Raw genomic sequence first — 20977 nt, 5'->3', positions numbered from 1 at the left:
GAACCCGCCAGAATCCGGCCTCTTCATCCACCGCGCGCCGCCCCCTGGCGATCTGCAATTTCATTCCACAGATGCATCGCCGCATAGGCGCGCCACGGACTCCAGAGTTCGGCGCGCGCACGCTGAGCGGCGGCGCTGACCAGGGCCGGATCGCGTGCCGTGATCGACTGCATCAGCACCAGATCAGTGGCCGGCCAGGCATCGCTGTCGCGCCAGGCGCGCATGGCGACATACTCCACCGTCCACGGGCCGATGCCGGGCAATGCCAGCAGCGCCTTCCTCAAATCGATGACTTGGGCCGGCAACAAACCGGCGACCGAATCGAGTCCACCATCCACCGGCACATCGCCGACCGCCACCGCGTGCGCAAAACCCTGAATCGCGGCGACGCGTTTGCCGGGCATGCCGATCGCATCCAGATTGACCGCAGCCAGCGCCGCCGGCGTCGGAAAGCGCCATGCCGTGGCCGCATGCGGATGGCCGGCGATGGGCTCGCCGGCGCGCTGCACCAGACGGCCGACAATGGTGGTCGCCGCCTTCACGCTGACCTGCTGGCCGACGATGGTGCGCACCACCAGTTCAAAGGCCGACCACGCACCCGGCACGCGCAAACCCGGCGCTGCTTTCAGCAAGGGCTTGAACCAGGCATCCGCGCCGAGTTGACGCCGGATCAGACGCTGATCGGCGTGCAGATCGAACATGCGCGACAACGGCGCGACCAGTTCATCGGCGTGGCGGCTGACCGGGCCTTCCAGGGTCGCCATCAGGCTGTCCTTGTCGGCATGACGGCAGACCGCAAGCGTGCCGCTGTCGCCCTTCCACTCGATGGCGCGCAGATAGTTTCCGTCTTCCACCGCCTCCACCCCGGCGGTGGAGCGGCCGGCAAAAAACCGCAGCATGCGCGCCCAGTCGAACGGCGGGAGGAAGGGTAATTCGCGGACGGCGATGAGTGCGGGCGAGGTTGAAGGCATGTGAATTCCGTGGACATGGATAGGCGCATTATTCTCTCTCGCGCCGATTGGCGCTACGCCGTTTCTTGCTTTCTGCCTTGCGCTACACTGTGCGCTGTTTGCAGTGAAGCAGATCGCCGGAATGCATTGCGGTGCGCAGTATCGGATACGGGCACGCGTTCATGCGAGATTGATGCGGCGCCGGTGCCAGCCCGCAGCGCAGACTGCAGCAGCCGCTTATCACCGAATTCAGAAATTCAGGAAACCAGGAATGGCACACGTATTCAGACTCATGGACAGCCCGGTCGGCAAGCTCACGCTGGTGGCGCGCGGTGCGGCGCTGGCCGCCATTCTTTGGGAGCAGGACCGGCCCGATCGCGTGCGGCTGGGTGAAATGCGTGAAGACCTCGCGCATCCCATGCTGCTCGAAACCGAGCGTCAGTTGCAGCAATATTTTGCCGGCGAGCGTCGCCACTTCGCGCTGCAGCTGGATTTCTCCGGCACCGCATTTCAACAGAAAGTATGGAACGCATTGCTGACGATTCCCTTCGGCGAGACACGCAGCTACAGCGAAATTGCGCGTCAGGTCGGCAGCGAAAAGGCGGTGCGCGCAGTGGGCGCTGCCAATGGCCGTAATCCGATTTCCATCGTCGCGCCCTGCCACCGCGTGATCGGCGCCGGCGGTGCGCTGACCGGATTCGCCGGCGGCCTGAAGGCCAAGGAAATACTGCTGGCGCTGGAAGGCTGCATGCCTGCGGTGGAAGGCCATCAAGCCAGAAACCTGACCGCAAAAACCACCGCACGGCGCAGCGCGGATGAGCGGCAGATGTCCTTGCTGGACTAGTTCATTGATGTCAGATCGGACCTTGTTGCAATCCGCAGCCTCACCATGAATGTCCGTCGCAAGCGACGGACATTTTCATTTGCACACAGCCTTCGGCCTCAGACTTTCAGTGCGTCGCGCAAGGCAGCCAGCCATAAGGCCACAGCATGCGCGCCCGGATCGACATGGCCCAGCGCACGCTCGCCGATGTAGCTGGAGCGGCCACGGCGCGGCGTCATGGATGAAGTGGCGGCGCTGCCGGTAGCTGCTGCAGCCACGGCGGAGTCGATCGCGGCCGGCAAGTCCCTGCCCTCCGTCAGCCCGCTCTGCAGCGCTTGCGCCGCCGGAGTCAGGGCATCGATCATGGTGCGGTCGCCGGGACGTGCGCCGCCCAGTTCCATCACACCTGCAACCGCCGCCGTGAAGGCATCGGCCCAGCGCTGAGCGGGGCGCGTTTCTGACTTGGCCTGATCCAGCGATGCGGCGGCGCGCATCAGCAGGATGGCGTACAGCGGCCCCGAGGTGCCGCCGACCACGCGGCGGATGGTGGCCGACATGGCGCGCAGCACGGCGGCCGGTTCGGTCTCCGCCGGCCAGCCGTCGATCTCGTCCAGCATCCCATGCGCAGCGCGCGCCATGCTGATGCCGAGATCGCCGTCGCCGACGCGCTGGTCCATCTCGGTCAATTCGTCTTCCGCTTGCAGCAGACAGGCGCAGATCGCTTCGATCACGCGACGCAAGCCGGCCTCAGGCGCCATGTGTTGGCCGGCGCTGACCGCCGGTGCCGTCGGCGCCGGGCGCGCAATCACTTGCGCAATCCGCCCTCCCAGCGTCGGCCACGCGCTGGTGTGCGTGCCGGCATCAAGGCGGCGCAGGCGTTGATCGTCCAGCCGCAACAGCGTCAGCGATATCCCGGCCATTTCCAGGGCGCTCAGAAAGGTGCCGGCCCAGGCGCGCTCCACCTGAATGCCGCGCGCCGCCAGATTGCGCAGCGCATCTTCGGCGACGATATCCAGTTCGCTGGGCGGCGTGCCGCCCAGATTATTGATCAGCAAGGCCACGCGCTCGCCCTTTTGCAGCGACAGATCCTGCACGACCTGATCCAGCAGACGGGCGACGATGGCGTCGGCCGGCAGCATCGCGCCGCGTTCGACGCCGGCTTCGCCGTGAATGCCGAGACCCCATTCGATCTCGCCGTCGGCCAGCGTGAATCCGGGCTTGCCGGCCGCCGGCACGGTACACGGCGTCAGCGCCACTCCCATGGTGCCGAGCGCCGCCGCGGCATCGCGCGCAGCTTCGGCCACGTGCGCCAGCGTCGCCCCTTCGGCGGCGGCGGCGCCGGCGATCTTGTGGACCAGCACGGTGCCGGCCAGACCGCGACGGCCGGCGTTTTCGCCATTGGCCGCCAGCGCCACATCGTCGGCCACCACCACCATCTCGACCGCGATGCCTTCGGCGCGCGCAATCTCGGCCGCCAGGCCGAAGTTGAGACGGTCGCCGGTGTAGTTCTTCACGATCAGCAGGACACCGGCCTTGCCGGCTACGGCGCGAATCGCATCAAGCACGGCGTCGGTCGAAGGCGAGGTGAATACTTCGCCGACCACTGCGGCGCTCAGCATGCCGGCGCCGACGTAGCCGCCATGCGCCGGTTCATGCCCGGCGCCGCCGCCCGAGATCAGGGCTACATTGCCGCTGCTCTTGAGCGCTTCGGCGTCGCTGCGCAGCACGATGTTTTTGCCCTGCAACAGCGACAGATGCGGATTGAGCGCGGCCAGGCCGGCCAGCATGTCCGGTACCACTTGCGATACATCGTTGATGAGCTTTTTCATGTCTCTCCTTGTTGGTCTTGTCTGTACAGGCACGTTCAGGGTTCAGACGTCGATGGCGTGCCCCGGTTCACGCCAGAACGCCGGCGGCGGGATGAGGGTACGGCCGGCGCGGGTATTGTCCCGCATGTGTTCCGGACGCGCCGTACCGGGAATGGCGCAGTTCACGGCCGGCTGGCTGAGGATGAATTTAAGCAGCAACTGCGCCCAGCTTTCGGCCTCAATCTCGGCCGCCCAGGGCGGCAGCGGTTTGCCGCGCAGACGCCCGAGCAGGCCGCCGCCGCCGAAAGGCCGGTTGATCAGCACCGCAATACCCTTTTCCGCCGCCAGCGGCAGGATGCGCTTTTCGGCTTCACGCTCATCCATCGAATAATTGATCTGCAGGAAGTCCAGCTTTTCGGCGCGCATCACCGCTTCCAGTTCGGGGTAGGCGCTTGCGGTGTAATGCGTCACGCCTATGTAGCGGATGCGGCCCCGGGCTTTCCATTCGCGCAGGGTGGCGAGATGGATTTTCCAGTCCAGCAGATTGTGGATCTGCATCAGGTCCAGCTTTTCGGTCTTGAGCAGACGCATGGATTGCTGCATCTGCTCGATGCCGGCCTGACGTCCGCGCGTCCACACCTTGGTGGCCAAAAAGGCTTTGCCGGCATCGCCGCCGCCGGCCAGCAATTCGCCGGTGCTCTGTTCCGCGCGGCCATACATGGGCGAGCTGTCGAGCACAGAACCGCCGGCCTCGAACAAGGTGTGGATCACGCCCGGCAGGCGCTTGTATTCTTCGCTGCCGGGCGTGACGTCGAAGCCGACATAGGTGCCGCAGCCGATGACCGGCAGCATCTCGCCGGTGGATGGAATCGCGCGTTTTTGCATGCTGCCCTCCTTGGTGTTTTGCGCCAGTGCGGCAGCGACCGGCAACATGCCGCCCATGCCGGCAACGCCGGCAATCGCTGCCGCGCGCAGCAATCTGGCGCGCTGCGGATTTGATGGAAGATCGTGCTGCAGACCCTGACCACGTGAATGTGCGGCGGATGAATCGCTCATGATTTACTCCTGCGGCTGATTGAGTGTTGCGGATTGTTCCTGCTGACGCCCCAGCCATCGCGCCAGCCAGAGCCAGAGCAGCGAGAACGGCAACATCATCGCGGCAACAGCGGCGAAGCCCATGCCCAGACTGCTGAAGCCGGCGGAGATCCAGCCGCTGACGGCATCGCCGCCGCGATAGACCACGGTATCGATGAAATTCTTGGCCTTGTATTTGGCCTCGCGCGTGAGCACGGTGAACAAGACTTCGCGCGCCGGCCGCGCCAGCGCAAAGTCGGCGGCGCGGCGCACGCCCTGCATGATGGCCAGCACCAGCAGGCCAGGCCACATCGCGACCAGACCGAAGGCCGTGATCGCCGCCAGCGGCAACAGCATCAGCAACAGCGTGACGCCGAAACGGCGCATCAGACGGCCGGTCACGAACAGTTGCAGCAACAAGGTGAGCGCCGACACCAGCAGATCGACCTGGGCGAAAAAGCGCGTGCGGGCGGCAGTGCCCATCACGCTCTCGGCCACGATGCGGCCCTGCTCGAAATACAGAAAGGTGGCCGCCGACGTGTGCAGAAACATGTAGCAGACGATGGCGATCAGATAAGGCGATCGCAGGATCAGCGTGGCGCCGCCGAGGATGCTGCCGCCTATGCCTGAGTTGGTACCTGCCGCCTGGCTGGCGCCATCGGCGCTGCCGGCGTGCGCGCCGCGCAGCAGGCGCCGGCAGCACAGCAGCGAGATCTCCAGCAGCACGGCAGCCGCCAGCGTGAGCGCCACCGGCCCCAGCGTGCCGGCCAGACCGGCTGCCAGCGCCGGGCCGGCAAAGGTGCCGGCGGTGCCGCCGGCGGCGATGAAGCCGAACAGGCGTTTGCCCTGCGCCGGCGTGAAGCGGTCGGCCAGCACACTCCAGAAGATGCTGACCACAAACAGGTTGTAGACGCTGACCCAGACGAAGAAGAATCGCGCGACATGCTGCTCGCGTACGCCGAGTGCGATCAGCAGGCTGAACAGCAGGATGTTGGCGGCGAAGAAGCGGTACACCACGGTCACGAAACTGCGCGGCGCCAGACGCCGCACCAGCCAGCCGAACACCGGCACCAGGCACAGCATGGCGACGAAGGTGAGCGTGAACAGCCATTGCAATTCATCGGCGCCGCCGACCAGCCCCATGGCATCGCGCAAGGGCCGCAACAGATAGTAGCTGCACAGCAAGGTGAAGAAATAACAGAAACCCGATAGCAGGGCGGGCGTCTCGCCGGGCTGGACGTCGACCATCTTTTGCAGCAGCGTGAATGTTTCCGATCGCAGGCGCGTCAGTTGCATGGGCAGAAAAGATGAAGAGGATGAATGGTCGATGCTGATGACAGACCGGCAAGGCATCGCCGGCTGCCCGCTATGAACTATGAACTCTTGGCTACGGGCCGGACTCATGAAACATCAGGGGCAATATAGCAGCTTGAGTCTCAGGCCGTCGGCACGGCCCTTCATGGGCAAATGCAACTGTTATCATGTCGCTCTTTGCTGCGGCTCGGCCGATTGGCTGCGCCGCCAGACTTCCTCAGATTTCACTGCGCTCATATCTCACATCCTCCATGTCCTCCATGTCCCCCAATAGTCAGACTGCCACCTCCGAAGATACCCCCGCAGCACTTCCCTCTTCCGCCCAACGCGTGGCCGATCTGCTCGCCGAAATGGGGCATGACCGTCCGGTGGTGATGCTGCCGGCGACCGGCCGCAGCGCCGCCGAAGCCGCTGCCGGCCTCGGTTGCAGCGTGGCGGAAATTGCCAAGTCGATCATCTTCCGTCGCCTGTCCGACGATGCGCCGGTGCTGGTGATGGCCAGCGGCAGCAATCGCGTGGATGAAGCCAAGGTGACCGCGCAGGTCGGCGCGCTCGGCAAGGCCGACGCCAAATTCGTGCGCGAGAAAACCGGCTATGCCATCGGCGGCGTTTGCCCGGTAGGACATATCGTGAAGCCGGTGATGCTGCTGGATCAGGATCTGTTTCTGCACGAAAGCGTGTGGGCCGCCGCCGGCCATCCGCATGCCTTGTTCAACCTGACCGCGCAGCAATTGCAGGACATGACCGGCGCCGCCGTGGCCGACATCCGGCAGGATCAGCCGCCGGTCGCAGTCTGAAGCTTGCGCTCTGATCTTCAGCTTACACTCCCGCGTGGCGACCCTCCGGCCGCAGCGCAGGGCGGACGCCGCTGGTATCATCGTGGCCTAGAACAATAGCCGAGGAGACAGCCACATGAGCTTGCCAAAGAAAGTCAAAATCGTTGAAGTCGGCCCGCGCGACGGCTTGCAGAACGAGAAGGAAACCATTTCCGCCGAGGTCAAGATCGAGCTGGTCAACCGGCTGTCGGCGGCCGGCTTTCCGAATATCGAAGCGGCCTCTTTCGTCTCGCCCAAATGGGTGCCGCAAATGGCTACGGGCAGCGAGGTGATGCAGGGCATCACGCGCAAACCCGGCGTGGTGTATTCGGCGCTGGTGCCGAACATGAAGGGCTTCGAGGCGGCGCTGGCATGCGGCGTGGATGAAGTCGTGATCTTCGGCGCGGCCTCGGAAGCGTTTTCGCAAAAGAACATCAATTGTTCCATCGCCGAATCGATAGAGCGTTTCCGTGAAGTAGCGCAGGCCGCCAAACAGCACGGCAAGCGTCTGCGCGCGGCGGTGAGCTGCGCCTTCGCTTGTCCGTATCAGGGCGAAGTCCCGCTGTCGGCGGTGGCCGACGTGGTGCGCCGGCTGCGCGATCTGGGCTGCGACGAGATCGATATTGCCGATACCATCGGCGTGGCCACCGCCAATCAGGTGCGGCCGGTGATGGAAACGGCGATCCGCGAATTCCATATCGAAGGCTTGTCCGGCCATTTCCACGACACCTACGGTCAGGCGCTGGCCAACATCTACGCCAGCCTGGAAGTCGGCATCAGCATCTATCACTCGTCGGTTGCGGGGCTGGGCGGTTGCCCTTATGCCAAGGGGGCGACCGGCAACGTTGCCACCGAGGACGTGCTGTACATGATGAAGGGCCTGGGCATAGAAACCGGCGTCGATCTGGATGCGGTGTCGGACGCCGGACAATTCATTTCCCGGCATCTGGGCCGCAAATCGGTCAGCCGGGTCGGCAATGCGCTGGCGGCCAAACGTCAGCAGGCAGCCTGAGCTGGCGGCCAGCCGGCCGCTGCAGCACTTTTCTTTATCTTTTTATAGTGTTTTCGGACCGCGCCTGCATGGGCGGCCGGAACCTGCTTGCCTGATTGCAAACAAGCCTGTACTGCCGCGCGCATGTTAATGGCGCAGACAAAATCACAGCCTGCCCGCGGCTGGCGCGGGCAGGCTGCTCAAAAAGGTGCAATGCTGCTTCAGATATGCTTGCGGCCGAGCGAACGGGCGTAACGCTTGGCCGCACGCGCCGGATTGGCGATTTTTTTCAGGCGGCGCGAATGCAATACCGCGGTAACCAGAACGCCTGCTGCCATTGCAGAGACGACGGCGATAGATCCCAGATCGAATGCTTCCATGATTCCCCCTTGCTGATCAAACGGGTCAGACATGCCGGGCCCTGAAGCCCGGAGGCCGCGTTGACCCGCCGCGGCACTTGTCATTAATAACGGCAGCCAGGGAAAAAACATAACATGCCCGGACTGACGACCTAAAAATATTTGACTGGGAGCCAGTAAAACTGTGGCTTTCGCGACAAAAAGCACGATCGTAATATTTTGTCCTATAATCGCCGAATTACTAGTTCGTGCATGAACTTAGCCCGGAATTATCAGACCCGCTATCGGGCAAATCCTTAGTCCGGTAGCCAAACAATTATTAGACCAACCACGAGACCACCATGCCCCAGTCATCTTTCCCCAAAGCCTTGCAAGATTTGCGCCTGCCGGTGATCTGTTCGCCGATGTTCATCGCCAGCGGTCCGGCGCTGGTTGCCGCCCAATGCAAGGCGGGACTGGTGGGGGCGTTTCCGGCGCTCAATGCGCGGCCGGCGGAGCAGCTGGATGTCTGGCTCACGCAATTGCAGGCCGAGCTGGCCGAATGGCAGGCGGCCCATCCTGAACGCAAGGTCGGCCCGATCGCAGTGAACCAGATCGTGCACCAGTCCAACGACCGGCTCGCACATGACGTTGAAGTCTGCGTGCGGCATCAGGTGCCGATCATCATCTCCAGCCTGCGCGCGCCGCCCAAGGAAATGCTGGATGCCATCCACAGCTACGGCGGCATCGTGCTGCACGATGTGATTTCGATCCGCCATGCGCAGAAGGCGCTGGAAGCCGGCGTCGACGGCCTGATCCTGGTGGCGGCGGGCGCCGGCGGCCATGCCGGTCCGCTGTCGCCGTTTGCGCTGGTGGGCGAAATCCGCCGCATGTTCAAGGGACCGATCGCGCTGTCCGGCGCCATCGCCACCGGCGACGCGGTGCTGGCCGCGCAGGCCATGGGCGCCGATTTTGCCTATATCGGCTCGCGCTGGCTGGCGACCAAGGAGTCCAATGTCGACGAGGCCTATCGCCAGGCCATCGTCGAAGCCAGCGCCGCCGATATCGTTTATACAAATCTGTTCACCGGCGTGCACGGCAATTACCTGAAGAAGTCCATCGTCAATGCCGGCATGGATCCGGACAATCTGCCGGAAGCCGACAAGAGCGCCATGAACTTCGGCTCAGGCGGCGGCAGCAAGGCCAAGGCCTGGCGCGACATCTGGGGCGCCGGCCAGGGCGTGGGCCTGATGAATGACGTGCCGGGCGTGGCCGACATGGTGGACCGGCTGGAAGCGGAGTACCTGGCGGCACGCAGCCGTCTGGCGCTGTGATCGGCGCGCACCGCGCCCTCAATTAAACCGGGACACGGAGGATGCGCCGCCCGGCTGCGCATCCTTCAAGACCTCAACATGTCGGCGCCCCCTCCGCTCAACGGATGAACGCAGCGCCGGAATCAATCTGATCGCAAGCGGTCATAAGCTTGTCCCTTGCACCGGCAAGCAGCATTTCCCGCCCGGGTAATCCCATTTTCCCTCCTGTGTCCGAATCCTCCGTCGGACAATCCCATCGGTTTTCACGCATTTTGTAACCGTCGGCACTTCTGCTTCAGATTCATGTCGTATTTTTTCACCGGCTTGTTTCGACAAAGATCGAAAGGCGGGAGATCAGTGCGCGACGGCAGCAAGGCCACGTGGTCGCGGTTTGGTTTCCGGTTTGTTCCGGCATTGACGAACAAGTCCCGGACTTTTAATACGAGGAAAAATGCGAGGACCTTATGACCAGCTTTCTCAGAACCAGAAAAGACCGTCACCCTAAACACGAAAAGCCACGTCTGCCGCACGAACAGGATCAGAACTTCGATAGTCCCGGCAGCACCCCGGACGGCCAGTCGGTCGAGCGACGCGAGATGCGTCATGCCTACGACGATCTGCGCAAGGGCCAGGTCGATACTGACCTGCGCGGCACCGGCGGTCAGGACGAAGCCAACAAGATGCCCGGCAAGCCGTCGGCGTCTGCACCGGGAAAGACCTCTGACGGCACGCGCGGGGATCCGGACTGATGCGCTTGCAGATGGCGGAGCATTCCATGGCCGACGACCGCAAGGCACCGGCATGGTCGGCGAGCTCGGTTTGACCCGCTGATTTGCCGGCGCGATTCAACTTTCCTCCGTGGAAGCGCCTTCAGAAATGGTATTTTCAGAAAGCAAAAAGCGCCGCATGACGGCGCTTTTTGCTATGGCTGGAAGTGATCGGCGCAAGGCTTTACAGACCTGACTCTTCCATCCAGCCGGCGATCAGGCGATACAGTTCCTGCGGCTTTTCCATCGGTGTCATATGCCCGCAGTCGTCGACTACCTCAAAGCGCGCCTGCTCAATCTGGCGCGCCATTTCTTCCGACTCCTGCACCGAACGCAGACGATCCTGCGCACTTGCCACGATCAGCGTCGGGCATCGCACCTGATTCAGCTGCTCGGCATTGCTGTCGCGCAGGGTCTGCAACTGGCGCAGAAAAACCTCTTTGCCGTTTTCCAGCGCCATCGCCTGCAAGCGGCCCAGCATTCCTTGATCCTTGCTCAGATCGGGATGCAGCGAGGAAGCCAGCGCGCGCGAAGTCAGCCCCTTGAATGGCGCATCTTTCGCCAGCAGATACTGGCCCTTGGTGGCGTTTGACTCCTGCTCGGTCTGCGGCCGCGAAGAGGTGTTGAGCAAGGCCAGACCGAGCACGCGCTCGGGTGCCTTCAAGGCCACCGCCTGCGCCACGAAGCCGCCCATGGAAAATCCGAACAGGATGAATTTTTCGGGCGCCTGGCTCAGCACGCGGTCGGCCATCGCGTCGATGCCGATGTCCTGAAACAAATCGCCGAAATGGATCTGCCCCAGCGTGGACAGATCCGGCAGCATGTCGTCCCACAGATGCTGATTGAGCATGAAGCCCGGCAGAAATACCAGGTCTCGCATAGTTGACTCTCCCCTTGGCGTTGACATTAAGCGGCGCCGGCGCATCTTGTTTTCAGCACGCCGTCCGCCGTCATTTTATTTCTTTTTGCGATGCGGGCCGGCGCGGTGCTGTTCCAGAATCTGCACCAGCTTCCAGCGCATGGAACTGGAATCGGCCGGTGGATTGGCGATCTTCCAGCCGTTGATGCGAATGTGATACGCAGTGCCGGTCTTGAACTCAAAACCCTCGATAGGCGAATACCACAGCTGCCACGGCCCCTGCGGATCTTGCCGCACCTGCAGGCATTGCATGGGCGCGATACCCATGCACTTGGCGCGTAAGGGCGCGACGTACAGATCCTGCGTTGTTGCCGGTGCAGCGTCGGCAGCAGCGGTCGCCGGGCTGGCGGCGGCAGTGACTTCAGTCGCCGGGCCCACCGGCTTGCTCACATCGGCCGCCGCATTCGCACGCGGGCGATAGCTCAGCACCTGACCGTCTGCGGCGAACATCTGCATGCCGCCGGCCTGCACTTGTATGCGCGAGACCGCAGCCAGCAACTTCAGAAAGCTGGATTCGAACTGCATCAATTGCGAGGCACAGGCCATGCGGGTCGAGGCCGGGCTGCCGAAGCTGATCTGATCCTGTGCGCTCAACGTATAGGATGCCGAGAAGCGATTACAGCCGGCGCGCCCGCTCACCATGGAGGCGCGGCCGTTCTGGCTGAAATTGAGCACCACCGGCTCGGCGCCGCTGGACGGAAGCGCATGACCCGGCCATTGCACCAGCTCCCAGTCGGTGCCGGTCAGCGCGCCGGCGGTGAGGCTCATGTCGGGCATCGACGATGCGGCGGCGGCATTGACGCCGGCGACGCCGTCTTTGGGTGCATCGCCGCTGCCGGCGCAGGCGCTCAGTGCGGCCATCAGGAAGATGCCGCCGACAAGCTTGAGGCTGGAAGCGAACATGACGATCCTTTCATCTGGGGGGTTGAGGAGCGTGTCAGACCGACACGGGGAAATACACGTTCCGTCGAAATTTTCCGATATCGCCGCCGGACGGCCGCAAGAGGCGATTCACTCCAGCCATTTGGCGCGCGTCGCGGCCAGTGCAATCGCGCCGCACAGCACGCCGACGAAGGCCAGCGCCGCCGGCAAACCCCAGCCATGCGCCAGAAAGCCGACTGCCGGCGGACCGATCAGGCTGCCGCTGTAACCCAGCGTGGCGACTGCCGCCAGCGCGGTCGAACCATGCCGTCCGGCGGCGCTGAAGACGAACGGGAACACCGCCGCCACGCCGGCGCCGGCCAGCGCAAAACCGAGAATCGCCGGGATCATGGAGGTCGAGGCCACCGCAATGAACACGCCCACCGCCGCCAGCAGCGTGCCGCTGGCCACCACCTTGCGCGCGCCGTACTGCTCTTTCAAGCGGTCGCCAACCAGCCGCATCAGCAGCATCATGCCGGCGAATGCGGCATAGCCCAGCGGCGCGCCGCCGTCGCCGGCGTGAATGTGATCCTTCATGTACAAGCCGCTCCAGTCGGCAATCGAACCTTCCACAATCGCGCCGCAAAAACCGATCACGCCCAGCACCACCAGATGGCCGTGCGGAATTGCAAACAGTTTGCGGTGCGGATCGTATTCAGGCTTGTCGTCCGGCAGCACGCGATAGGCCAGCAGCATCGGCAACAGAAACACGCACGACATCAGCAAGAAATGCCACAGCGGCGCGATCTCGGCGCCGGCAAACACGCTGCCCAGCAAGGCGCCGCTGAAGGTGCCGACGCAGAACCAGGCATGCAGCATCGACATGATGGGACGGCCGGCGTCTTTTTCCGCCTGCGCGCCGAGCGCGTTAATGGCGACGTCGAAGCAGCTGGAGGCCGCGCCGTAGATCACGCTGGCCAGCATCAGCAACAGCATGGTCGGCGCCAGAGCCAGCGCCGGCAGCGACAGCAGCAAGACCCAGCCGGCATACAGCGTCGCATGTCGCGCACCGTAATGGCCGGTGAGCCAGGCGGCCAGCGGGAAGGAGCCGACCGCGCCGACGCCGCCGCACAGCAGCACCACGCTGAGCGTGGCGGCATCCAGATGCAGCGCATCGCGGATCGCCGGAATGCGCGAAGCCCAGCTGGCGTAAATCACGCCCAGCAACAGGAAGAACAGGGGAATGGCAATCTTCCGCAAGCGTAAAACCATAGAGGAAAGCGCGGGAGAAAGCGGGAGTTCGGTTGTCATCAAATCGGGAGGAAGGTAAACTTCGGCGGCTGTGCATTGCCGCCGTGCAAGCGTTATTATCCCTGATCCGGCAACAGTCGCCGGAAATTGGCTGGACCGAAGCACCCCATGCAGATGATTGGCATGCCCGCAGACGACAGCCGCGCGCAACAGCACGCATCTTGCAAACGACCGCAGATGCGTGGGCAACTTATTCAACCATTGTTCATCCTCCGGCAACAGACAGGGCGGCTCCGACCGACGTCTTTGCAGGAGCAGCGCCACGCGGCGCTTGCCATCAACGGCAATATCAGACCGCGGCGCATTGCAGGAAACCAGAATGCCAGACCCCGATATACATTCCCGTCCCGTCAGCAGCACCCGCTGCGCGAATCCTGCGAATCCCGCAAGTCGCGTCAACCCGGCCAGCCCCGGGAATCTCATTTATCAGCAAATCGTCGATGCACTGATCGCCATGCATCGCCTGACCGACGGTTATACGCCAGGCCATGAAGACCGCACTGCACTGCTCTCGGTGCGCATCGCGCGCGAACTGCAGCTCGATGCGCAACGCATCATGCAGATCAACATGGCGGCCCAGGTGCATGACATCGGCAAGGCCGATATTCCGCTCAAGCTGCTCAACAAGCCCGGCCGTCTGACCGATGCCGAGTTCACCATCATCAAGACCCATGTACAGGTCGGCTACGACATTCTGAAGCACATCGATTTTCCGTTTCCGCTGGCCGAGTTCGTTTACTGCCATCACGAATATCTGGACGGCAGCGGCTATCCGCGCGGCATCAAGGCCGATCAGATTCCGCTGGAGTCGCGCATTCTGACCGTGGCCGATATCGTCGAGTCGATGTCCGAAGACCGGCCCTACCGCCGTTCGCTGGGCATGCCGGCGGCACTGGCCGAAATCCGGCGCCAGAGCGGACAAAGACTGGATCCGGTGGTGGTGGACGCCTGCGTGCGCGCGGTGGAAAACGATCCGGTCTGAATCCGCTACACTGGCGGCAGATTTACTTTCGCCGCCGGTCAAGACGCATCCAGCCGCACTCAGAATCGCTCCCGGCCGGGCGTGAAGAAAACATAAAATCAAATCCGAGACACGCCTCCATGAGCGCCGCACCTGCTACTCCACACCCGCATGCCTTCGTGCTGCGTCATCCGCTGCTGACTGCGCTGGCCTTATCGCTGGGCACCGCCGTCGCACTCGGCGTCGCACGCTTTTCCTACGCGCTGCTGCTGGCGCCGATGCGCGCCGACCTCGGCTGGCCTTATCTCATCGCCGGCGGCATGAACACCGGCAACGCGCTCGGCTATCTGCTCGGCGCGCTGGTCACGCCGGCGCTGATGCGGCGCTTTGCCGCCCATCGTGTGCTGATCGGCGGCGCCTTCGCCACCAGCCTGCTGACGCTGGTGCCGGCATTCGTTACCGACACCCCGGCGCAACTCGGCCTGCGCGTGCTGACCGGCATCACCAGCGCCTTCATCTTCGTTGCCGGCGGCTTGCTGATCAGCCGGCTGGCGGCGCTCCACACGTCGCGCGCCGGTCTGCTGATCGGCCTGTATTACGGCGGCACCGGCTTCGGCATTGCCGCCGCTTCGTTGCTGGTGCCCGCCACCATGAGCAGCGCCGCCGCCCACGGCGCAGCGCATCCATGGCAATGGGCCTGGCTGCTGCTGGGTGTGCTGGCGCTGATCGCCAGCATCATCATGGCGCTGCCGGCACGTCACATTCCCTCGGCGCCGATCCACAGCACAGCGGCCGGCAAGCTGAGTTTCACCAGCCTGGGCTTCGGCCTGAGCGGCTATTTCATGTTTGGCCTAGGTTACATCGGCTACATGACTTTTGTGATCGCGCTGCTGAAAGAACAAGGTATGCCGCCTGAACGCATCTCGCTGTTCTTCACCTTGCTGGGTCTGGCGACGGTGGCGTCTTCGCGCCTGTGGGCCGGCATGCTGGATCGCTATCGCGGCGGACAATCACTGGCGATTCTGAATGCCTTGCTCAGTATCGCCACGCTGCTGCCGGCGCTGACGTCGGCAACCGCTGCGATCTTCGTATCGGGTCTGATGTTCGGTGCGGTGTTCCTGTCGGCTGTGGCCTCCACCACGGCGCTGGTGCGTCACAATCTGCCGCCGGTCAGCTGGCCGGCCGGCATCAGCGCCTTCACCATCGTGTTTGCGGCAGGCCAGATCGTCGGTCCCACCATCGTCGGCTGGATCGCCGACAGCGCCGGCGGCTTGCAACGCGGTCTGATGTTTTCGGCACTGGCCTTGCTGGTCGGCGCGGCGCTGGCCTGGCGCCAGAAGCCGCTACAGAAATAGTGCACACCGAGATCAAACGCAGGAATGAAAAAAGCGGCCATCGGCCGCTTTTTCTTTTTGCTGAATGCTGCAGCGATCAGGCCAACTGCTTCTTCAAGGCATCCACCAGCGTCTGGCAGGCCACATCGGTGCCGATGGTGATACGCAGGAACTGGTTGATGCGGGCATGGCTGAAATGGCGCACGATGATGCCGTCGGCGCGCAGACCGGCGGCCAGCTTGGCCGCGTCGTGCTGCGCATGGCGCGCGAACACGAAGTTGGCGGCCGATGGCAGCACCTCGAAACCCAGCTCGCTCAATTGCGCCACCAGTTTTTCGCGGCTGGTGATGACCGCCTGGCAGGTGCGCAGGAAATAGGCTTCGTCTTCAATCGCCGCCGTCGCGCCGGCAATTGCCGGCCTATCCAGCGGATAGGAGTTGAAACTGTTCTTGACCCGCTCCAGCGCATCGATCAGATCGGCATGACCGACCGCAAAACCGACGCGCAGCCCGGCCAGCGAGCGCGACTTCGACAAAGTCTGCACCACCAGCAGATTGGGGTAGCGCGCCACCAGCGGGATCGCAGTCTCGCCGCCGAAATCGATATAGGCTTCATCGACAATCACCACCCGGCCCGGGTTGCCTTGCAGGATGCGTTCGATCCCGGCCAGCGGCATCAGGCAGCCGGTCGGTGCATTCGGATTCGGGAAGATGATGCCGCCGATGGCCTCGCCATGGCCGAGATAGTCGTCGGCGCGAATGGTGAAATCGTCCGCCAGCGGAGTCGCCTTGTAGTCGACTTCGTAGAGGCCGGCGTAGGTCGGATAAAAGCTGTAGGTGATGTCGGGGAACAGAATCGGCGCGCCGTGCTTGAGCAAGGCCTGAAACGCATGTGCCAGCACTTCATCGGAACCGTTGCCCACGAATACTTCACGCGTGGTGATGCCTTGCAGTTCGTGGCGCTTGGCGATGGCGATCTTCAGGGGCTCGGCATCCGGGTTGGGATACAGGCGCAGCGAATCGCCGATTTCACGACGGATCGCTTCCACCGCGCGCGGCGACGGGCCGTAGGGATTTTCATTGGTGTTGAGCTTGACCAGATTGGCGATCTTGGGTTGCTCGCCCGGTGTATAAGGCGTCAGACGGCTGACAATGGGGCTCCAGAACTTGCTCATGAGGATCGATCTGCTAAAGGACGAAAAATTAATAGAGGCAGATGGTAACAAACTTGCGGCCTGAGCCCCGCGCCCGGCGTGAAAAATTGCCCAGAGGCATGCCACGCTCAGCCGGGGTCGCGGCTCACTGCGCTCAGAAATACAGGCGGTAACGCGGCGAGCTGCGCTCGCTGTGCGGAGCTGACGGCGGCGGCGATGGCGCGGCCGGCCACAAGGAAATCGCACGTTGCAGAATGTCCGGCGGCAGGCCGATGGTATCGAGACAGGCATCGGCCAGCGCTGCAGCAGAAACAAATCCGGAGGCCACGTGCTGCGCTTCTTCTGAATGCGATGCGGCATGCAATACCGGCTCGCTGTCGCCGGCATCAATGCACGCCAGACGATAGAAGGCGTGCGCCACGCGTTGCTCACGCAACAGGCTGCGCAGCGATTCGCCCTCGGCAAACAGACGCGCCCTCACCTTCTGCGTGGGGATCTGCCAGTGCTCGGCCACGTGCGCGGCGGTCCATTGCAAAGCGGGCTCGGCAAAAATCAGCTGCGCCAGATCGCGGCTCCAGGGCTTGCTGCAATCGCTGACGGCCTGCATCGCATCGCTGCCGGATTCCAGCGCCAGCGACCACATTGCCGGCCGCCCGGCGCTCAGGGTCTGGCACGAGAACCGGATGAAAGCCGGCACTGCAAAACTCTCGCCTGCCTTGAGAGGCACCGTCACGCCGCCGCTGCGCAGGACTGCCTCGCCCTTCCACAGGCGCACCCGGGCGGCGCGGACGAAACGCAATCCGGTCAGATGCAAAGTGTGATGAGTGACGATGGTCATGCGAACTTTGGTTTGGAAACTGGGCGATATGGCGGCGGCTTGCTCGCAAAACTCAGAATGACTGCGGATGACTGCGGATAATTGCACCACCGGCAGGGCGAGCAGCAATGATAGGCGATTTTCGGCGCCAGGTTTGTCGCCGTGGCGACGCTGCGTGTTTTGAACCGTCACACAAAACGCCGCCGGCGATATTCGCCTGAACGGTGCTACAGCCCGGCGATACCGAAACGGCGCAAGCCTTCCAGATCCAGCACGCGGATGGTCTGATAGGACAGCGTGACCAGCTGCAACTCGGCCAGCCGCCCCATGGCCTGATTCACGCGCTGACGCGAAAGACCGGTCAGCAGGCCGATTTCTTCCTGCGACAACTCCAGCACGGGCGACGTGCGCGGATACAGCATGGGATGAAACAATTGTGCAATCGCCTGCGCCACGCGGGCATCGGCTTCCAGCAGCCGGTCATTCTGCACGGTGGCGATGAACTGGCCCATGCGCTCGTTGAGCTGACGGATCACGAAGGAGTTGAAGGGCAGACTTTCGGCCATCAACTGATGAAAGGTATGGGCCGGCACCTGCATGATGTGCGAGGCGCGCAAGGCGATCACGTCATAGCGCCGCAGCTCGCGCTTGATCACGCTGCCCTCGCCGCACCAGCCGCCTTCGGGAACGCCCGACAAGGTGCTGCTGCGGCCGTCCAGACTGTAGACCGCGAGCTTGATCAGCCCCTCCTGCACACCGATCCAGTATTCGGACGCCTCACCGCGCCGTGCGATAAACGAGTCGGCTGCGAAGCGCGCCAGATGCGTGGTTGCCGCCACCAGTTGCTGGTGCTGCGGCGCCAGAGCGGCGTACCAGTCATGGGTGGATAATTGTTGCGCGATGCCGCTCATGGATCAGGCCGGCGTTGCCGGACACGGAAAAGAGAATGCCCGGATTGTCGCACGCGGCCCTGTCGTCGAGGCGACAAAGCAAGGCCGCAAACAGTGCTAAGCTCAATCCCGACCGCAGGCGATACTGGCCGGACGTTGCCGGACACAACGCCACGCAAGCAACTGATTCGGTACTTAAAAAAACAGCAAGGAGACCTTCATGCCCACTGATTTCGACACCGGCCTTGGCCGCAATGCCGCCAATTTCGCCGCCATCACGCCGCTCGATTTCATCGCCCGCGCCGCCGAAGTGTATGGCCACAAACCCGCCATCGCGCACGGCACGCTGCGCCAGAACTGGGACCAGACTTATCGCCGCACGCGCCGTCTGGCCAGCGCGTTGCAGCAGCTGGGCATAGGCAAGAACGACACCGTCGCCGCCATGCTGCCCAATACGCCGGCGATGGTCGAGGCCCACTTCGGCGTGCCGATGGCGGGCGCGGTGCTCAATGCGCTCAACATCCGGCTCGACCTTGCCTCGCTGAGCTTCATGCTGAAACATGGCGAAGCGCGGGTGCTGCTGATCGACAGCGAATTCGCAGCGCTGGCGCGGCAACTCAAGTCTGAGCTACCGCAGCTGAAAGTGGTGGAGGTGCATGACGTACTCGGCCCGCAGGAAGACGATTTCGGCGATCTGGAATACGAAGCCTTGCTGGCCGGCGGCGATGAAGACTTCGCCTGGCAAGTACCGCCCGACGAATGGGATGCGATTGCGCTCAACTACACGTCGGGCACCACCGGCGATCCCAAAGGCGTGGTGTATCACCATCGCGGCGCTGCGCTCAATGCGATCTCCAACATCCTCGAATGGGACATGGCCAAGCATCCCGTGTATCTGTGGACGCTGCCCATGTTCCACTGCAACGGCTGGTGTTTTCCATGGACCGTGGCGGCGCGCGCCGGGGTCAATGTCTGCCTGCGCAAATTCGATCCCAAGCTGGTGTTCGACCTGATCCGCGAACACGGCGTCAGCCATTATTGCGCCGCGCCCATCGTGCACGGCGCGCTGGCCAATGCGCCGGAAAGCTGGCGTGCAGGCATACGCGGCCCGGTGCGCGGCATGGTGGCGGGCGCGCCACCGCCGGCGGCAGTGCTGGCGCGCATGGAAGAAATGCAGTTCGAACTGGCGCACGTCTACGGCCTCACCGAAGTCTACGGTCCGGCTGCAGTGTGCGCCGAGCAGGACGACTGGGCGCAGCTGTCGACCGACCAGCGCGCGGTACTCAAATCGCGCCAGGGCGTGCGCTATCACCTGCAAAGCGCGGTGACGGTGCGCGATCCGGACAGCATGGAAGCAGTCGCGCGCGATGGCGAACAGATCGGCGAGATCATGTTCCGCGGGAACATCTGCATGAAAGGCTATCTGAAAAATCCCGAGGCGACGGCGCAGGCTTTCGCGGGCGGCTGGTTCCACACCGGCGATCTGGGCGTGATGAGCGCCGACGGCTACATCAAGATCAAGGACCGCAGCAAGGACATCATCATCTCCGGCGGCGAGAATATTTCCAGCGTGGAAGTGGAAGATGCGCTGTACCGCCACGCTGCCGTGCTGGCCGCAGCGGTGGTGGCGCAACCGGATGAAAAGTGGGGCGAGACGCCCTGCGCCTTTGTCGAACTGAAGGACGGCGCCAGCGTCAGCGCGGAAGAACTGATCGCCTTCTGCAAGACGCTGCTGGCCGGCTACAAGGTGCCGAAGGCGGTGTATTTCGGGCCGCTGCCCAAGACTTCCACCGGCAAGATCCAGAAGTTTGAATTACGCAAACGGATGAAGTCGGACAGCGCGATTGACGTCTGAAATCCGCAACTGCGAGTGCGGATTTCAACGCCATGCAAGCCGGCCATATTCAGACGCTGACCGCGATGTGATACAGCCCCCAGGGGCAGAGACCGAAGCGCGCGGTCAGCGGCTTGTCGCGCATGTCGGCGTAGCGGTCGGCTTCATACACCGCCCATAGCGGCCCCAGCCCGCCCAGCGCCAGCGGCTGGCCATCCATATGCGTGGCGATGATGAAGCGATAGCGCTCGATGTCGGCGCGCGGCGCCAGCACCGCATAGCCGTCGATGGCGCGCAGCAGAAAGTTTGCCGCCTTGCGGTCGGCGCCCGCCGCCTGCATCACATCGAGCAACAGCGGGCCGCGCAAGACGTGCTGCTTGCCGTCGTACTCCAGCGTGGGATGAATGCTCACCGCGGGCAGCGCCGTCAGCGCGGCAAAATCGAACACGCGCGCCTTGTCGAATTCCAGATGCTGCTTGTGCATCATCTGATCCAGCGAGTGATTGAGCGCGCCGCGATTGGGGGAAGAAATCGCGCCGGTGACGGTCAGCAAACCGGGGCCGGCCGCATTGCTCTTGCGAGGCGCGGCATCGGCGACGCCGCTTGCCAGCAGCGTGGCGGAAGCCCCCGCTGCATTGAGGAAATCGCGCTTGTTCATCTGTTCCCTTTTCTGTTCTTTTGATTTTCTGATCGCAGGCCGGATG

20 protein-coding genes are annotated in these 20977 nt (G+C 63.4%); 8 read left to right on the top strand and 12 right to left on the bottom strand.

Annotated elements, in window-relative coordinates; all coding sequences use genetic code 11:
- Positions 1 to 23 precede the first annotated feature (23 nt).
- The gene (locus tag PQR62_RS06210) at positions 24 to 971 is read right to left on the bottom strand and encodes a DNA-3-methyladenine glycosylase family protein (protein ID WP_408155885.1); all 948 of its coding nucleotides are present in this window, start codon (positions 969 to 971) and stop codon (positions 24 to 26) included.
- Positions 972 to 1221: 250 nt separating this feature from the next.
- Here PQR62_RS06210 and PQR62_RS06205 point away from each other — a divergent pair, with 250 nt between their 5' ends.
- Entirely contained in the window at positions 1222 to 1794 is a 573-nt protein-coding gene (locus tag PQR62_RS06205) for a methylated-DNA--[protein]-cysteine S-methyltransferase (RefSeq protein ID WP_408155883.1), read from the top strand.
- A 98-nt stretch (positions 1795 to 1892) separates the two neighbouring features.
- Here the strand turns inward: PQR62_RS06205 and dhaL are convergent, their stop codons facing one another.
- The 3 genes from dhaL to PQR62_RS06190 all read right to left on the bottom strand — a co-directional run bounded on the left by dhaL (position 1893) and on the right by PQR62_RS06190 (position 6008).
- Positions 1893 to 3602, bottom strand: a complete 1710-nt coding sequence (gene dhaL / locus PQR62_RS06200) for a dihydroxyacetone kinase subunit DhaL (protein WP_408155881.1) — start codon at positions 3600 to 3602, stop codon at positions 1893 to 1895.
- Positions 3603 to 3644: 42 nt separating this feature from the next.
- Positions 3645 to 4523 (bottom strand): aldo/keto reductase, encoded by an 879-nt coding sequence (locus PQR62_RS06195; protein ID WP_408156842.1) that lies wholly within the window; start codon positions 4521 to 4523, stop codon positions 3645 to 3647.
- Positions 4524 to 4640: 117 nt separating this feature from the next.
- Positions 4641 to 6008, bottom strand: coding sequence for an NTP/NDP exchange transporter (locus PQR62_RS06190; RefSeq protein WP_408155879.1), 1368 nt, complete (start codon positions 6006 to 6008; stop codon positions 4641 to 4643).
- 212 nt (positions 6009 to 6220) lie between these two features.
- Between PQR62_RS06190 and PQR62_RS06185 the strand changes: the two genes are divergently transcribed.
- Together PQR62_RS06185 and PQR62_RS06180 are read left to right on the top strand one after the other, a co-directional pair.
- Positions 6221 to 6766 carry a YbaK/EbsC family protein gene (locus PQR62_RS06185; RefSeq protein WP_408155877.1) on the top strand — a complete coding sequence of 182 codons (546 nt, stop codon included), beginning with the start codon at positions 6221 to 6223 and terminating at the stop codon, positions 6764 to 6766.
- Between the two features lie 115 nt (positions 6767 to 6881).
- On the top strand, positions 6882 to 7796 hold the full coding sequence (locus PQR62_RS06180; RefSeq protein WP_408155875.1) for a hydroxymethylglutaryl-CoA lyase: 915 nt from the start codon (positions 6882 to 6884) through the stop codon (positions 7794 to 7796).
- 200 nt (positions 7797 to 7996) lie between these two features.
- Here PQR62_RS06180 and PQR62_RS06175 read toward each other — a convergent pair whose 3' ends face one another.
- Positions 7997 to 8266: a hypothetical protein gene (locus PQR62_RS06175; protein WP_408155873.1), complete on the bottom strand. Its 270-nt coding sequence runs from the start codon at positions 8264 to 8266 to the stop codon at positions 7997 to 7999.
- Between the two features lie 209 nt (positions 8267 to 8475).
- Between PQR62_RS06175 and PQR62_RS06170 the strand changes: the two genes are divergently transcribed.
- On the top strand, positions 8476 to 9447 hold the full coding sequence (locus tag PQR62_RS06170) for an NAD(P)H-dependent flavin oxidoreductase (protein WP_408155871.1): 972 nt from the start codon (positions 8476 to 8478) through the stop codon (positions 9445 to 9447).
- 443 nt (positions 9448 to 9890) lie between these two features.
- Positions 9891 to 10175: a hypothetical protein gene (locus tag PQR62_RS06165; RefSeq protein ID WP_408155869.1), complete on the top strand. Its 285-nt coding sequence runs from the start codon at positions 9891 to 9893 to the stop codon at positions 10173 to 10175.
- 202 nt (positions 10176 to 10377) lie between these two features.
- Here PQR62_RS06165 and PQR62_RS06160 read toward each other — a convergent pair whose 3' ends face one another.
- From PQR62_RS06160 to PQR62_RS06150, 3 genes are all read right to left on the bottom strand, one after another.
- Complete coding sequence (locus PQR62_RS06160) at positions 10378 to 11073, bottom strand: alpha/beta fold hydrolase (protein ID WP_408155867.1); 696 nt, start codon at positions 11071 to 11073, stop codon at positions 10378 to 10380.
- 75 nt (positions 11074 to 11148) lie between these two features.
- Positions 11149 to 12015 (bottom strand): DUF4377 domain-containing protein, encoded by an 867-nt coding sequence (locus PQR62_RS06155; RefSeq protein ID WP_408155865.1) that lies wholly within the window; start codon positions 12013 to 12015, stop codon positions 11149 to 11151.
- 108 nt (positions 12016 to 12123) lie between these two features.
- Complete coding sequence (locus PQR62_RS06150; protein WP_408155863.1) at positions 12124 to 13284, bottom strand: MFS transporter; 1161 nt, start codon at positions 13282 to 13284, stop codon at positions 12124 to 12126.
- Positions 13285 to 13603: 319 nt separating this feature from the next.
- On the opposite strand from PQR62_RS06150, the gene PQR62_RS06145 reads away from it, so the two are divergent.
- Both PQR62_RS06145 and PQR62_RS06140 read left to right on the top strand, forming a co-directional pair.
- Complete coding sequence (locus PQR62_RS06145) at positions 13604 to 14266, top strand: HD-GYP domain-containing protein (protein WP_408155861.1); 663 nt, start codon at positions 13604 to 13606, stop codon at positions 14264 to 14266.
- A 119-nt stretch (positions 14267 to 14385) separates the two neighbouring features.
- Positions 14386 to 15600 (top strand): YbfB/YjiJ family MFS transporter, encoded by a 1215-nt coding sequence (locus tag PQR62_RS06140; RefSeq protein ID WP_408155859.1) that lies wholly within the window; start codon positions 14386 to 14388, stop codon positions 15598 to 15600.
- 76 nt (positions 15601 to 15676) lie between these two features.
- Here PQR62_RS06140 and hisC read toward each other — a convergent pair whose 3' ends face one another.
- The 3 genes from hisC to PQR62_RS06125 all read right to left on the bottom strand — a co-directional run bounded on the left by hisC (position 15677) and on the right by PQR62_RS06125 (position 18460).
- The gene (gene hisC, locus PQR62_RS06135; RefSeq protein WP_408155857.1) at positions 15677 to 16753 is read right to left on the bottom strand and encodes a histidinol-phosphate transaminase; all 1077 of its coding nucleotides are present in this window, start codon (positions 16751 to 16753) and stop codon (positions 15677 to 15679) included.
- 133 nt (positions 16754 to 16886) lie between these two features.
- Positions 16887 to 17570, bottom strand: a complete 684-nt coding sequence (locus tag PQR62_RS06130; RefSeq protein ID WP_408155855.1) for a hypothetical protein — start codon at positions 17568 to 17570, stop codon at positions 16887 to 16889.
- Between the two features lie 206 nt (positions 17571 to 17776).
- Positions 17777 to 18460: a Crp/Fnr family transcriptional regulator gene (locus PQR62_RS06125; protein ID WP_408155853.1), complete on the bottom strand. Its 684-nt coding sequence runs from the start codon at positions 18458 to 18460 to the stop codon at positions 17777 to 17779.
- Positions 18461 to 18659: 199 nt separating this feature from the next.
- Between PQR62_RS06125 and PQR62_RS06120 the strand changes: the two genes are divergently transcribed.
- Complete coding sequence (locus PQR62_RS06120; RefSeq protein WP_408155851.1) at positions 18660 to 20294, top strand: acyl-CoA synthetase; 1635 nt, start codon at positions 18660 to 18662, stop codon at positions 20292 to 20294.
- Between the two features lie 49 nt (positions 20295 to 20343).
- Here the strand turns inward: PQR62_RS06120 and PQR62_RS06115 are convergent, their stop codons facing one another.
- Positions 20344 to 20931 (bottom strand): putative pterin-binding protein, encoded by a 588-nt coding sequence (locus PQR62_RS06115; protein ID WP_408155849.1) that lies wholly within the window; start codon positions 20929 to 20931, stop codon positions 20344 to 20346.
- Positions 20932 to 20977: the final 46 nt, after the last annotated feature.

It is taken from the genome of Herbaspirillum lusitanum, from assembly GCF_046025995.1.
Classification (GTDB): Bacteria; Pseudomonadota; Gammaproteobacteria; order Burkholderiales; family Burkholderiaceae_D; genus Herbaspirillum; species Herbaspirillum lusitanum_A.
This window is presented reverse-complemented; position numbering and strand designations above follow the sequence as displayed.